The sequence below is a fragment of the Longimicrobium terrae genome, from assembly GCF_014202995.1.
Classification (GTDB): domain Bacteria; phylum Gemmatimonadota; class Gemmatimonadetes; order Longimicrobiales; family Longimicrobiaceae; genus Longimicrobium; species Longimicrobium terrae.
This window is the reverse complement of record NZ_JACHIA010000014.1, coordinates 80,115-93,850: the sequence shown is the minus strand read 5'-3', so window position 1 is coordinate 93,850 and position 13,736 is coordinate 80,115. Positions and strand designations below refer to the sequence as shown.

The window sequence follows — 13,736 nt, the reverse complement described above, 5'->3', positions numbered from 1 at the left end:
GGGGTGGCCGCTACTCCAGAAAGGACAGGAACGCCGCCCGGTGCTCCGCCCCCAGCACGCCGGCGAGCGCTCCATCCAGGCGCTCCTTGAAGTCCGCCTTCAGCTCGAAGTCATCGTCCATAATCTCGCCGCCGTACTCACCCAGGCAGACGTCCATCCACACCGCCATCGCGGACAGGAACGATGGCAGACCAGGCGCGACCTCCCGCGGGCTCCAGCTCCCCGCCCCGTGCCGCGCGAACGACACGGGCGTTTCGATCGAATCCAGCGACGCGATCACGGGGTCGCCGCTGAACTCCGCGATCACGAGCCACGCCGGATTCCAGCCGTCCAGGAGGGCCTGCCCCTCGTCGTACCCGTGCCAGCGATACCCGGCCTGCGCCCCGTGCAGACTGTCCAGAGAAAAGAAGGCCATGTCCTCCGCCACCCACGGCAGCCAGACATCCACAGGCGACGCCCGCAGGTGCCATTGCCGAAGCGCGTCCGTGAACGGGACCAGCGCGCTCTCCACCTCCGCCACCTCATCCGGAGCCGCCGCCCGGAACGATCCCAGGCCGTGATCGCGCACGCCGCGCGCGAACGCATCAATCCCGTCGTCGACCCGTACCATGGACCCTTGCTGATTCATGTGGATCAGGACCACCTGCCGCGCAGAACGGAGCCGGGGCGGATGCGCGACTTGCCACCTGCGTCTGCAATGGTGATCAATGTTGATGATACGAAATCGCGATTTCGGTCACGGGAGTTCGCGGATCGTGGCACGAACTCACCTCGCCCCACGCGTACGAGTACCGAAGCAGCTGCTGGAGCACCGGAAACCCGGCCGCGTATCCACCCCGCATGACGATCTGGTGCGGCTCGCCGAGTTGGGCGCGCAGAAATGCATCCAGCTTCGCCTTCGCCTCCGCCTCGGAGTCCAGCGAATAGCGGCTCCAGAACGCCTCAGCGTCCTCCACTTCCGCCGCGATGAGGATGATCGAGATCGAGGTGAGCCGGCCCGCGGCGAAGCGGAGCGTGGCCCAGGCGCGCTCGCCCTGGATGGAAGCCGCCGCGGAAAAGACCGCATCCGCTCCCGGCAGATCCGTCCCGGCCGCGCGCTCATCCGCGAACCCGCTTCCCCGCAACGCCTCCGCCCGCGTCGATGCGCCCACGACGAACTCGTCGGTGAACCAGACATCTCCGCTCGCGGCGTCAATCCGCATCGTGCTCCGCGATTCAGAGTGCGCCTGATCGGCGGCCACGGCATTCACATGTCGGCGTTGCGCCGGGTGCCGATGTGGTCCGTCTCCGGCAGCAGATCCCAGCACCGCTCGCGGCAAGAACCTCCGGCGAGCGATTGCTAGAGCTGGATCGGCCTGTGAGCGAGTGCCCGATCAACAATCTCGTCTGCCGTCATCTCCCTCTCAGGATAAAAGATGAGATCGGAGAGATTGGGATCTGGCAGATTCTCCTCAAGCGTTTCGAGCATTGAGCTGGCCTCGTCGTCAGACCCCTCGCCCTTCTGCAACCGGACTACGAGTTCCACGAGTTCGGCACGAGTCAGCCTCGGCATTTATCTCCTTCAGTTCCCGGCCACGGCTCTGTCACTGGATCGGGAATTCGATACACTGCCGCCTATGTTGATTACGGAAGCGGGGCACCCTGGTCCAGCCACGCGGCAAAGTCCGGGCTGACCTCAAGGAAGTCATCCGGATCCATGCTCCCTTGCTCGACCAGATAAACCGTGGGCGAGCCATCCAGCCCGATGATGAGGGACCGCCCGCCGCTGTCGTCGCCAATGGCAAGATACCCCGGTGCGTACGTCTGCACCTCGAACGTTTCGTTCCGCTCGACAATGTCGTCGGTGGAATAGAGCAGCAGGTTCCCCTCCGGCCCGATCCCGTTTCTCCGCCGCAGGAAGGCGGTGTAGAAATCGGGAAAGTCAACTCCCAACTCCTGTGCAGCCGCCAGCATCTGGTCCTCGGCAGCTCCCAGGTTGCCGCCTGAACTACCTGCGTCAATGTCTGTCACGTTCCGAACGCCTGGGGTGAACGATGCGCTTGTAGCTCCTCGGAGCACGGCTCGACGGATGCGCGCGTAGCTGCACATTCCACAAGGCTCGTACGCTCCTTTGCCGGGCACAGAACAACCTGCCGCGCTCCAGCAACGGATCGCCGTTGTCGAAACCCTAATCCCGTGCCGCTTCGATCCCTCCCAGAAAGTTCTGATCCGGCGAGGTGACCAGCCAGGACTGGCCACACTCGCGGCAGGTATACCGAACGACGAGAAATGGAGAATTCGGGTTTTCCAGCCCGCCTTCCCGGAGTATTCCCTGGTTTACAAGGTCGTTGATGGTCCGCTTGACCTCACGATAGTGATCGTGTGAGCGGAACCGGCCAACGGGTAGCGAGCAACGATCACAGCTCATGGGCGAAGCGAGAAAATGTGAACATCCTCAATCGGAACCCCGTTCATAAGAAACTGAGACCACCCTCCAGGACCAGCCTCAGGGTACGAATTCGTAAACGCCTCCCATCCTTCGGTCCCAGAGTTTCCAAACGGGCGGGGAACCTGGAACCCGTTGAGCTTCGACGTGGGGATGGCAACTCCATACCGCGGAATCCATTCGTCTCCCCCCTTCCCTGCCCAGTCCTTGAGCTGTGCTCCACGAATGATCTCCCGCGTAGAGCTTGAGAAGGTGGTGGTGGTATACCCCCGGACAGAGCCATACCTCAAGGATGCCGCAAGACTGTCTTCGGTCAGGTACCGGAATACGTATTCCTGACTGTTGATCATCTCATTGAGCCGACGCTCGTAGTTCTGGCGCGTCAGTTCGTCTATGCGTTGCTGACGAGGCGTCTTCACGCCGCACGACTTGCTTAGCCCGTATGGATCCCCGTAGTACGTCGGATCAGCGACATACGTGTGTGCTTGCTGCCCGCCTGCCAAACCGATGGGGTCCGCCTGGGTGTAGCCGCGCAGCTCCGGGTCGTAGTAGCGGAAACGGTTGTAGTACAGCCCGGTCTCCGCGTCCTCGTACTGGCCGGGGAAGCGCAGGCAGACCTCGCAGGAGCCGTCTGCCCCGCTCGTCCGCGTCGCCGAGGCGGTGCCCCAGGCGCTGATGTCCGCTTCCCATGCGACGGCGCCGGCGCGCGAGTAGGCGGTGCGCGGCGTGCCGATCTGGTCCGTCTCCAGCAGCAGATCCCCCGCCCCGCCCAGCACCGCGGCCGGCGCGAAGCTCCCCGGATCGAACACGTACTCCCGGTGCTCGCCATCTCCTGACGTTTCGCCCAGCAGAAGATCGCCGTCCCACAGAAAGCGCGTCGTGCTCCCGCCGCCGCTCTTGCTTACCCGGCGGCCCAGCGCGTCATAGGTGAACGCGACCGTCTCCCCCGCCGGCGTCTGCACGCGCGACAGGCGGTTGGCGCCGTCGTACGTGTACGACCAGCGCTGGCCGTCGCGCTCCTTGGCGATCAGGTTGGCGTCCGCGTCGTACCGCAGCGTCCATCCGGCGGACTGCGTCACGCGCTCCACCACGCGCCCGCGCAGCTGCCCGGGAAGGCGGAAGGCGATCTCCCGCGCGCTCCCCTTGACCGGCGCGGCGGGAACGTTGCCCGCCTCGTCATACAGGTACTGCTGCAGCCGGTTTTCCGGGTACAGCGTCGCTTTCAGCCGCCCGTCCAGGTCGTGCTGGTACCGCGTGGCGCCGAACCGCGCGTCATCCACCGCCTCCAGCTGGCCGGCGGCGTCGTAGTGGTAGCCGCGCCGCTGCAGCGTGGTGGATCCGCGCCGCGTGTGCTGCTCCAGCAACTCGCCCGTCCGGGCGTACCGCCGCTCGCTCACCACGCCGGACGGCAGCACGCGCCGCGTCTCCCGCCCGATGCGGTCGTATTCGAACGCCAGCAGCCGGCCCAGCGGATCGTTCACCTCGCGCAGCCGGTCGCTCTCATCGTAGCCCAGCGACAGGGTGCGGCCGAAGGGCGACGTCCGCTCCACACGGTTCCCCACCTCGTCGTAGCGGCTCTCCACCGCCTCACCGTTGAGCGATTCGCGCAGCACGCGGCCCAGCGGGTCGTACGCCCACTCCACCGCGGCATCCGCGTTCTGCGCCTTCACCACGCGGCCCGCGGGGTCGTACGCGAACTGTTCCTCCGCACCGTCCGCCAGGACGCGGCGGGCCAGCCGCCCGGCCGCGTCGCGCTCCATGCGCGTGATCTGCCCGCGCGCGTCGGTGGTGGCGACCAGCTGGCCGTTGGCGTCGTAGCCGTAGCCCAGCGTGCGCCCGGTGAAGTCGCGCTCGCGGGTGACGCGCCCCAGCCGGTCGCGCCCGAACGCCCACACGCGCCCCGCCGCGTCGCGCACGCCGGCCAGGTCGCCCTCCGCGTCGTAGCGGTAGCGCGTCGCCGCGCCAGACGGCTCCACCACGCCGCGCAGCACGCCCATGGCGCCGTACGCGTAGCGGCGCGCGCGCTCCAGCGGGTCCGTGGCCTGGACCAGGTTGCCGGACGCGTCGTAGCGGAAGCGCGAGGTGCGCCCTTCCGCGTCGGTGACTTCGGTGATGCGGCCCAGCAGGTCCCACGTCATCCGCGTTTCGCCGCCCTCGGCGTCCACGCGGCGGACCAGGCGGCCCCATCCATCGTGGTCCAGCCGCGTCCCGCCCCCGGACGGCTCCAGGACGTGGACCAGGTTGCCCGCGGAATCCCACGCCAGCGCGGTCTCGCGGCCCAGCGCATCGGTGACGCGAAGCGGGAGTCCGTGATCATCCAACTCATAGCGCGTCTCCCCTTCCGCGGGGTCGATGACGGCGATGACGTTGCCGCGTTCGTCGAACTCGCGGTACCACACGGCGCCCAGCGGATCGGTGCTGGCGTGCGCGCGTCCCGCCTCGTCGTACTGCGTCCAGCTTTCCGCGCCGGTGGCATCGACGACGTTGGTGGGCCGGCCCTCCTCGTCGTAGCCGAAGCCGACGCTGTTGCCCAGCGCGTCCGTTTCGCTCCACCGGCGGCCGTTTTCGTCATACTCCGTCAGCCGCTCGGCGCCGGACGCGTCCACCTGGCGAATGACGAGGCCCAGCTCATTGTACTCGTACAGCGTCGTCGCACCGCGCGAGTCGGTGACGCGCGTTTCCCGCGCGGCCACGTCGTACTCGATGCGCCGCGCGTACAACCCGCCGTCGCCCCACGTCCGCGTGCAGCGCGCGTTCTCGTCCGTGCCGTCCCACGCAAAGCGGAAGGTGAGGCCGGAACGATCGGTTTCCGCCACCAGCAGGTGATGCGCATAGCGGTAGCGGAACGGCGATCCGTGCGCGTCGCGCACCTCGGCCAGGTCGCCCGTCTCTCCATCGTACCCGTACTCGACGAGGGCGACGCGCTGCGCGGCATCGTCCGGGTGCGGCGCGGTGATGCGGATGATGCGCCCCTCCGCGTCGTTCTCCACCTCCAGCCGGCGGCCCGCGCTGTCCGTAATCCCGGTCAGCCGGCCGGCGGCATCGCGGTGCAGGTCGATGCGGTTGCCGTTGCGGTCTTCCATCCGCGCCAGCGGCACCTCCACCGGCCCCGCGACGGGGACGAGGTGGAAGGTGGATTCGCCCGTCGCCGCGTCCCGCTCCTCCACCCGGCGCAGGCGCAGGCGAAAGGGGCCGGTGAGAAAGTGCCAGGACCCGCCGCTGGCGTCGTCCACCAGCCGGTAGCCCTGCCCCGTGCGATGGAGCGTCATCCGCTCCATCGCGTTCCACGACGGCGCCTCCGCCGTCGGCGGCGCGAACGCGGCGTGCCGGCCATCCGCTAGGCGGACGACGACGGCCTCGTCCTCCGCCCACAGCGCCAGATCCAGCGAGTGATGCCACCCGTGGCCCAGCGGCCCCTGATAGGTGCTGGTGCTGTACCACACCCGCTCCCACACCAGCGGCAGCGGGCCGGGAAGGGAGAAATCCACCGCGTCCGTCAGCACCTTGCCCGTCGCGACGTCCACCGGGTGGCCGGTCAGCGTGCAGATGGCGCGGTGGACACGGTTGCGCATCCGGCTGGCGGCGGACACGCCGGCGCGCCCCATGAGCCCCTCTGCGGCGTTGTGCATGGCCTTGGAGGTCGCCTTGGCCACCTTCTCCGCCACCTTGCTCTTCGCCAGCCGCTTGAGGCCCTTGCCCAGCCCCTTGAGCGCCATCATGCTCCCCAGCCCCATGGCCAGGCTCATCAGCGAGATGGTGGGCGACCCGCCGACCAGCGCCGGCTTGCCCAGCGGAATGGGGAGGACGATGCTGGTGGGCAGCAGCAGCGAGCGCGTCTTGCCCTTGCGCGGCTTCTTGCCGAACAGGCGCGGCGGCGCGGGAAAGCCGATGCTCTGGCAGGTGAGCACGGGCAGCAGGCCGTAGCTGGCGGCCTCGCCGTCGAAGCTGGCCGTGCTTGAGCCCATGAACATTTCCCCCTCGTTGCCGGGGGGGAGAACGAATGCGCCGCCGATGGGAAAGTGGAACGGCAGCGTGCGGCCCAGGCTCCCCGCCGTCGCGCGCGGGAGCCCGTTGATGAAGACCGTCGCCCCGATGATGGGCAGGTAGTCGAAGACGTCGAACAGAATGCCGATGAACGGATGCGGCATGGGCCCGGCGGGAGCGACGATGTGGATGTCGATTCCCAGCACCGGATCGAAGTGCTTGGCGGCGGGCATCATGAGGCCACCTCCTCCGGCTGCGCGGCGGCGTCCGCGGGCTCCCAGCCGGGCCCCAGCAGCGCCTCCATCCGCGTGTTCACCTGCGCCGGGGCGATCCCGCGCGCATCCGCCAGCCGCAGCATGGCCGCGCCCACGTACGGCAGGGTGGATGAGGAGCGCTCCTCCGCCTTCATCCCCTCGCCCACCTTGAGAGCGGCCTCGGCGCAGCGCCACGCCTCGTCGGATGCGCCGGCCTGCTCGTGGCAGTACGCAGCCATCCGCCAGCTTTCCATCGTCATCAGCGCGTCCTCCGCCTGCTGGGCCACGGGGGCCGTATCCGCGTACAGCGGCGCGGCCTCCGCCCATCGCTTGTCCCCCACCAGCGCGCCGGCCTCGGAAAGCCGCGCCTGCACCAGCAGCTTCTCCGCGCCCGGCTCCTTCCGTCCCACGGCGCCCTCCGACACCACGCGGCCGCGGCGGTAGCTGGCGAGCGCGTCATCCAGCCGACCGCTTGCCAGATAGCCGGCACCCAGCGCGGCGTGCACCGCCACCTGCATGTCGGACCACCGCATCCGCTCGGCGATGGAGAGCGCGGCGCGCCCGTCCCGCGCCGCGGCGGTCATGTCGCCGCGGCCGGAGGCCTGCGCCACGCCCAGGAACGCGCGGCGAAAGCGGTCCCCCGGATCGTTGCTCCCGCTCCCCCGCGCCAGCTGCGTCATGGCGCCGTCCATGTCCAGCGCCAGCGCCTCGCTCACCACCCGCTCGCGGTCCGCGTCCAGCCCCTCCAGCGCCGGGCTATCGGCGGAATCGACCACGAGGATGCGGACGTTTTCCGGCAGATGGGGGAGGACGGCCAGCATCCACCCCTGCCACGCCGCCACGTCCGACACCGATTCCGGCGCCAGGACGATGGCCAGGTGGTCCATCAGATCCGCGTGGTAGTGGTACAGCGACGTCACAGCCGCGGCGAACGGATGCGGGCCGGGCGGATCGGGGGGCGTCCACTCCCCGGGGATCCCCTCTTCCGCCAATCCCTCGCGCGTCTCGTCGTACTGCGCGCGGAGGGCGGCGACCAGCGCGGCGCTGTATCCGGCACGTGCTTCAAAGGGGGATTCGAGGCGGATGAAGAGGTCCGGCATTTCGCCGATCTCCTCGTTCTGCACCTCCACGAACGCGCTGACCATGCGCACGTCTTCGCGCCCGGCCACCCAGCGGAGCAGGCGCGCGCGCGGGTTGGCCGTAAAGGCGAGCCAGCGGGCGCCCAGTTCGTCCAGGCGCTGCTCGATCGGGTTCCGCCGCCGTACTGCTGGCATCAGACAGGACCGTTCGGGGTGCGGGGCCGGGGCGGCGTGCCCGCCCCGGGAGTGGTGCTACGGCTCGCGCCGGCGCAGCGGAATCCGCTTGATGCGCGGCTCGGCCGGTTCCTCCGGCTGTGGCGGCAGCGGAATGGTGACGCGCGGCGCGGGTTCGTCCACCCGGGCCTGCGGCGCGGGCTGCGGTGCCGCCGGCGCGCCGCCGAACTGCGACGGCGTACCGCCGAACTGCGGCGAGCCGGACTGCTGCGACGAGCCGGGCTGCGGTGCCGCGCCGAACTGCGTAGAGCCGGACTGCGCGCCCGCTCCGGACTGCGACGGCGCCGGTTCCTGGACGTCCGCGATCAGGCCGCGGCCGCGCTGGTAGAGGACCGCGCGGCGGATGCGGTGGCCGCCCTGGTGCAGCGTCACGCGCAGCGAGGACAGCGTCGCCACGTCCGGCGGCGTCTCGAAGTTGACGGCGAAGTTGCGCTGCCGGGGATCTTCCGCTCGGACCGTGCGGGAGAGAGGGCGCGTAAAGCCGCCCGCCGGGTTCACCCGCACGTCCACCTCGAAGCCCTCGCCCACCTGCCAGGGCGAAAGCCCCTGCCCGTCGCCCACCAGGAGCACGCGGTACTCGTGCTGGCCGGGCAGGTTCATCTGCGTGAAGTCGAACGTCAGCAGGTCGCCGTCGCGCTGCGGGTGGCCCGGCGTGGCGATGGCCACGTAGAAGCCCTCGCCGCCGTCCTCCAGCAGAAAGCGCAGGGAGTCGATGGAGCGGTTGATCCGGTAGTCCACGTACCGCGCCTCCAGCGCCTCAAACAGGCGGCGCAGGCGGCCCAGCGTCTGCTCGGACCGGTCCAGCGAATGGCGCACGTCCTCGCGCGGGCTCCACTCGCGGCGGCCGGCCAGGCTCTGCCGCTCCTCTTCCAGCAGCGTGTCGTAGCCCGCGTCCGCGCCGGTCAGGGAGCGGAAGTACAGGCGGGTGGCGGCGCTCAGGTCCAGCGCGATGGCCACGCGGCGCCCGGCCCGGTCAATCTGCTGAAACAGGCGCTGCGGCGGCATGGCCGCGTCCAGGATCTCGTACGCGCAGTGGTCCAGCGCCAGCACCGCCCGCTCCACGAAGCCCAGGACGTCGCGGTCCGCCGTGGTGTCCACGCCGCGCAGGGCGATCTGCTCCGCGTACGCCGCCACCGTGCGGTGCAACTCGCTGAAGCGGCCGGCCAGGTCCGCCACGTCCGCGCGCAGCCGGTTCCATCCCCCGTGCAGCGCGCTGTGCGCCATCACGAAGGCGCAGGGCGGGATGTAGTGCCCGTCCGCGTCGAACCCCAGCGTTTCGCTCACGCGCCGGATGCGGCCCACGACCAGGGCGTGCTCCGCCAGCGCGGGGTCCGCCCCCAGCCGCACCGCGTACGCCGGGCGGCGCAGCGCGGCCTGCGTGGGATTGGCGTCGTCATCCCCCACGGAGGAGGGGTCCTCTTCCTTTTCCCCCGTGCGGACGATGTAGACCAGCGACTCGTTCACGCCGGCCAGCGCGGTCTTGTCGATCTCGATCCCCACCGGGTCCGTTTCGGAAATCTCCACGATCTCCCCCGCGGGGGTGATCCCCCGGGCGGACACCACGCCCACGCGCACCGACTGCCCGTTGTCGTGCACGAACAGCTGCGGATCGAACGCGGCCAGCCCGGTGCGCGTCGTATCCACCCGCGGGCCGCCGCCCACAAGGCCCGCGCCCGGCAGGCAGTAGCGGACCAGCCAGGCGACCGACTCGTCCACGTAGCGGTCCTGGCGCACGAAGTGGGCGGGGGTCAGCAGCATCCCCGTTACCCAGTTGACCGACTTGAGCCCCTCCCGTTCCATGCTTTCGGATCTTCCTGTCAGGGTTCGCCCAGGCGGGCGTTCACGCCCAGGGTGGGCGCGGTGCGCCGGTCGCCAAGGCGCGGCGGATTCGCGGGATCGCCCACCATCCACCGCTCCGCCACCTGCGCGCACAGGTGGGCGGGAAGGATCAATCGGTACATGGCGTCTCGCTCGCCGCGCATCTCGTCGGACAGCGCGTGCGCGCGGTAGCCGTCCAGCTCCACCGGGCCAAAGGTCACCTCCAACCGCAGCACGCCCAGCGCGCCCGCGCCGGCCACGGTGTCCACCCCCAGCCGCGAGTTGGCGGCGCCGATGCGCGTCTGCCGGCTGGCGGCCAGCGGCACCAGCCCGGGAACCAGACGCACGCCCTGCACGGGAAGGCCGAACACGACGCGAAAGGCGAGCGGCACCGCGTCCGCGCGGCCGGCCACGCGGTGCAGCGCGGGGAGCACGCGGGCAATGGCGTACCACCGCTCGCGCGCCCAGGGCGTGGGATCAATGCCGAAGATGTCTTCGATCCACCGCCGCGCGCTGGCCGGATCGTCCGGGTGAAGGGCAAGAAACTGACCCGCTTCCCGCACGTGATGAACGAGCTTGAGCACCGGATTGTCGAACAGCGCGAACAGCCCGTCCACCCCGAACTCGCCGTCCTTGGCGTCGCGCAGCGGATAGGGAAGGCTCTGCACACCGCCCTGCCCGGAGACGGACAGGATCACCCGCGTGTACGGGCCGATGGGCGTGCCCGGCACCGGCGACTGCCGCACCACGGTGCCGTCCGGCCACCCGGGCCCGGCGCTGCGGACCACGATCTTGTCCACCTCCACCCCCAGCCGCACCAGCGAGGCGATGGCGGAGTCCATGTCGTGGCGGATTCCGCGCGTGGGCGCGCACAGGTCGGGCATGCGGATCATCGCGCGCCCCGGCCGTCGTCCAGCAGCACGCGGATGTTCTGCCCCAGCACGGCCCGCGATTGAAGATCCGCCTCCAGCAGTTCGCGCATGCGCGGCAGTTCCGCGCCCGGGTCCGCGAAGTCCGCGCGGCTCACGAGGACGGCGACGGTTTCCACGCGCTGCGGCACGCCGTCGCGCACCTCCGTTCCCGACTCCACCCGCACGTCCTGAATGCGCGGCTCGAACACGCGGCAGGCGATGTCGATGTCCGCCACCGTCACCACCCGCTCGCGGGTGCGCAGCAGTTCGGCGAAGCGCACCTTGGCCGCGCCGTACTCCGGGGGCGCACCGCCGCCGCGCGACAGGGTGAGGTTGGACACCTGCGCGGTGACGTTGGCCAGCGACGCGTCGATGCGGCGCAGGTCGCCCGCCTGCAGCCCGTTGGCGCGGTCGCCGTCGCTGACGAGGAGGCGGACGACGGCGTACGCGTCGAAGCGCCCGTTCTCCGTGCGCGCGGGGCGGATCTCGAAGCGCGCGTCGCGAAAGCGGTAGCGCGCGTGCGGCAGCGCCGAGTCCACGTCTGATTCCGCCACGTAGTGCGTCCCCGACTCGCCGATCACGCTGCGCACGCCCAGCACGTAGCGCTCGCGGCTCCCCTCGGGCTCAAAGCGCACGACGGTCCCCATCCGCCCGAACACCACCTGCTCGCTGAACACCTCCACGTTGCTGGCGGTGACGCAGTTCACGGCCACGCGCTGGATGGCGTTGCTCACGCCGCTGACCCCGGCGGGCATGGGGATCTGCACCCAGGCCAGCGGTGCGTCCAGCGCCTCGCGATGCTCTTCGGGCAGCAGCATGCGCACGCTTTCCGCCAGCGCCGCGGGGATGGCGCAGCGGTGGCGGCGGTCCGCGGGGATCTCGGGAAACACCCACACCTGCGGGCCGAACGCGCCCTCCGCCAGGGGAAACGCGCCCGGCTGCGGTCCGGACGAGGCCTGGCCGTGGAACCACCCCAGCCGCTGCACCCCGCCGCGGCCGCGCGACACGCGCAGGATGGACTCCTCGCTCACCGTGCCCGCCTCGCCCAGCAGCTGCCAGGGGCTGCGGCGCAGCGCCTCGGCCACGGGGCCGTCCGGCGGAAAGAGTTCGATGAACAGCCCCAGCCCCGACAGGTGCGCCGCGTCCGTGCGGAACGCCAGGAACACCGTGGGCGCCGCCGCGCCGAACCCCGGCACCGGCACGTGCCCGGGCGGAATGGGCGCGCCCTCGCCCGGCAGCGTGGCGCCGGGGAGCACGTGCAGCCGCCCGCCCTCGTACACGCCGGCGAAGGCCAGCTCGGTGGGCGCCAGCTGAATGGCCACGTCCGGCGTGAACGGGATCGCCTCGCCCGTCCGGTTGTAGCCGATCAGCGTCGTCTCCGCCGTGAGCGGCTCGCGCTGCTGGATGTCGCTGAAGCCGGCCACCACCTGGGCGGGCTGCGCCACGCGCGGAGGCATGCCCAGCCCGCTGACCAGGTCGTCGAACACCGCCGCGGGGAACGCGTATTCCGCCTCGGCGTAGACCTGGGCGATCTGCACGGCCAGCGCGTGAAACAGCGTGGCCAGCACGGGATCCTGCTGGGGCTGGGTGCCGAAGCGGTCCGCCATGGCCGTGCCGAACTCGCGCCGCAGTTCGCCGGCGATGTCGGACGCGGTGCGCGCCGCGGTGCCCAGAGTGGTGGTGCGATCCGTCATCTGCTCCGCTTCGGAATCCCGCGTTCTCCGCCGCCCCCGCGCCGGAGTCCCCGCCCTTCCTCATCCACCATCAACCAGACGACGCCCATCAGCACTGGCTTTCGCTCGATGAGCATCATCTCCGGCCTGTGTCGATGAACATCATCCCTGGCGCGTGTCGATGAACATCAACCAACGCGCTTCGTGTTGATGTTCATCATGCGCCGATTCGCGATGACCATCCGCCATATCAGTCCCCGCGTCCATCCCCGCATCGCATCCCCGATGACCATCATCAACCGACATCGACCATCATCAACCGACATCGGGCATGCGACGACCATCAGCCGACAGTGCTCCTCGATCACAGGCAGTCAGCATCTCTCGATCACCATCCGCAGAGCGATCCACCGAAATCCGCCGGGCTAGACGGCGATGCGGGTGTGCTCCACGCGGCCGCCTTCAATCATGAGCGTGATGCGGAAGTGGCGCTCGCCCTGGGCGCGGTCCGGCGCGGTGGTCACGGAGTGCACGCGGGCCCAGCGCACCTCCAGCCCGCGCAGCGCGGCGTTCAGCGCGTCCGCCAGCGCCTGCTGGTCGTGCAGCAGCGGATTGGCGGCGGCAAACACCTCCTGCAGCCCGAACCAGCGCGCGTGCCCCCAGCTTCCCGCCGGCGTGGCCGCCATCACCTTGAACAATTGCACGAGCGAATCCACCGCGTCGCCGCGCGCCAGCTGCCCGTCCGGCTCCACGCGCAGGGGGAGCAGCAGCGTCGGCTGCACCACCGTCAGGCTCCGTTCCGGTGCGCGATGCGGTCGCCGTCCGCCGGCCCGGCCCCGTCCGCCGCTTCCGACGGCGGAGGCGTGAAACCGCTGCGCGGAACGCGGACCATCACGGCGTCCTCCGCCGGCGTGCCCGGGTAGAAGACCCACCGCCCCGTGATGCGCCCGCACGTAAACGTGCCGCCGAAGCGGAACAGGTTCGCCTGATCGTTCGCGTAGGCCAGCGCCAGCGAGCCGGACTGCGGATCCAGCCGCAGCGACTGCAGCGGACGCGGGGCGCCCAGCTCGCCCTCCGCCTGCCGCACCTCGCCGCGCCACGCGCCGCCCTCGCTCCACAGCGAAATCTCCGTTCCGCTCGCGTCCTCGGTCTCCTCCGCGATCGCCACGTCCGAAAACACCAGCGTGTCCTGCCCGCGGCTCGCGGAATCCAGGCACACCCGCGGAGACCCGGCCGACGCCGCCAGCATCCGCGCCTCCAGCGAGTCAGCCTCGGCCATCTTGCGCTTGTACTCGCCGCGCGCGTCTCCGCACGCGGCCAGCACGATTCCCATCATCCCGATCACGAAACGTCGCACG

The 13,736-nt window shown here is 70.3% G+C and carries 11 protein-coding genes; all 11 read right to left on the bottom strand.

All coding sequences use genetic code 11. The features are described from left to right. Positions 1-10 precede the first annotated feature (10 nt). The 11 genes from HNQ61_RS19470 to HNQ61_RS19420 all read right to left on the bottom strand — a co-directional run bounded on the left by HNQ61_RS19470 (position 11) and on the right by HNQ61_RS19420 (position 13,735). Complete coding sequence (locus tag HNQ61_RS19470) at positions 11-610, bottom strand: hypothetical protein (RefSeq protein WP_170036521.1); 600 nt, start codon at positions 608-610, stop codon at positions 11-13. A 94-nt stretch (positions 611-704) separates the two neighbouring features. Then, positions 705-1,202 carry a hypothetical protein gene (locus HNQ61_RS19465; RefSeq protein WP_170036519.1) on the bottom strand — a complete coding sequence of 166 codons (498 nt, stop codon included), beginning with the start codon at positions 1,200-1,202 and terminating at the stop codon, positions 705-707. A gap of 137 nt (positions 1,203-1,339) precedes the next feature. After that, a complete protein-coding gene (locus tag HNQ61_RS19460) occupies positions 1,340-1,552 on the bottom strand; it encodes a bacteriocin immunity protein (protein WP_170036517.1) in 213 nt (70 codons plus the stop codon). 71 nt (positions 1,553-1,623) lie between these two features. Further along, complete coding sequence (locus tag HNQ61_RS19455; protein WP_205761830.1) at positions 1,624-2,010, bottom strand: SMI1/KNR4 family protein; 387 nt, start codon at positions 2,008-2,010, stop codon at positions 1,624-1,626. Between the two features lie 393 nt (positions 2,011-2,403). Next, positions 2,404-6,645: a DUF6531 domain-containing protein gene (locus tag HNQ61_RS19450; RefSeq protein ID WP_183685744.1), complete on the bottom strand. Its 4,242-nt coding sequence runs from the start codon at positions 6,643-6,645 to the stop codon at positions 2,404-2,406. Next, positions 6,642-7,937 (bottom strand): hypothetical protein, encoded by a 1,296-nt coding sequence (locus tag HNQ61_RS19445; RefSeq protein ID WP_170036511.1) that lies wholly within the window; start codon positions 7,935-7,937, stop codon positions 6,642-6,644. The genes HNQ61_RS19450 and HNQ61_RS19445 overlap by 4 nt, the downstream gene beginning before the upstream one ends. Positions 7,938-7,994: 57 nt before the next feature. After that, entirely contained in the window at positions 7,995-9,776 is a 1,782-nt protein-coding gene (locus HNQ61_RS19440) for a type VI secretion system baseplate subunit TssK (protein WP_170036509.1), read from the bottom strand. A 17-nt stretch (positions 9,777-9,793) separates the two neighbouring features. After that, the gene (locus HNQ61_RS19435) at positions 9,794-10,678 is read right to left on the bottom strand and encodes a type VI secretion system baseplate subunit TssG (protein ID WP_170036507.1); all 885 of its coding nucleotides are present in this window, start codon (positions 10,676-10,678) and stop codon (positions 9,794-9,796) included. Between the two features lie 5 nt (positions 10,679-10,683). Beyond that, a complete protein-coding gene (locus tag HNQ61_RS19430) occupies positions 10,684-12,399 on the bottom strand; it encodes a hypothetical protein (RefSeq protein ID WP_170036505.1) in 1,716 nt (571 codons plus the stop codon). Positions 12,400-12,803: 404 nt separating this feature from the next. Further along, positions 12,804-13,163 (bottom strand): hypothetical protein, encoded by a 360-nt coding sequence (locus tag HNQ61_RS19425; protein WP_170036501.1) that lies wholly within the window; start codon positions 13,161-13,163, stop codon positions 12,804-12,806. Between the two features lie 2 nt (positions 13,164-13,165). After that, entirely contained in the window at positions 13,166-13,735 is a 570-nt protein-coding gene (locus HNQ61_RS19420; protein ID WP_170036499.1) for a hypothetical protein, read from the bottom strand. Position 13,736 lies beyond the last annotated feature (1 nt).

Excerpts from the sequence above, each read along its gene's own strand:
- HNQ61_RS19470 (WP_170036521.1), bottom strand. The coding sequence starts at position 610 with ATGGTACGGGTCGACGACGGGATTGATGCGTTCGCGCGCGGCGTGCGC.
- HNQ61_RS19465 (WP_170036519.1), bottom strand. The coding sequence starts at position 1,202 with ATGCGGATTGACGCCGCGAGCGGAGATGTCTGGTTCACCGACGAGTTC.
- HNQ61_RS19460 (WP_170036517.1), bottom strand. The coding sequence starts at position 1,552 with ATGCCGAGGCTGACTCGTGCCGAACTCGTGGAACTCGTAGTCCGGTTG.
- HNQ61_RS19450 (WP_183685744.1), bottom strand. The coding sequence starts at position 6,645 with ATGATGCCCGCCGCCAAGCACTTCGATCCGGTGCTGGGAATCGACATC.
- HNQ61_RS19445 (WP_170036511.1), bottom strand. The coding sequence starts at position 7,937 with ATGCCAGCAGTACGGCGGCGGAACCCGATCGAGCAGCGCCTGGACGAA.
- HNQ61_RS19440 (WP_170036509.1), bottom strand. The coding sequence starts at position 9,776 with ATGGAACGGGAGGGGCTCAAGTCGGTCAACTGGGTAACGGGGATGCTG.
- HNQ61_RS19435 (WP_170036507.1), bottom strand. The coding sequence starts at position 10,678 with ATGCCCGACCTGTGCGCGCCCACGCGCGGAATCCGCCACGACATGGAC.
- HNQ61_RS19430 (WP_170036505.1), bottom strand. The coding sequence starts at position 12,399 with ATGACGGATCGCACCACCACTCTGGGCACCGCGGCGCGCACCGCGTCC.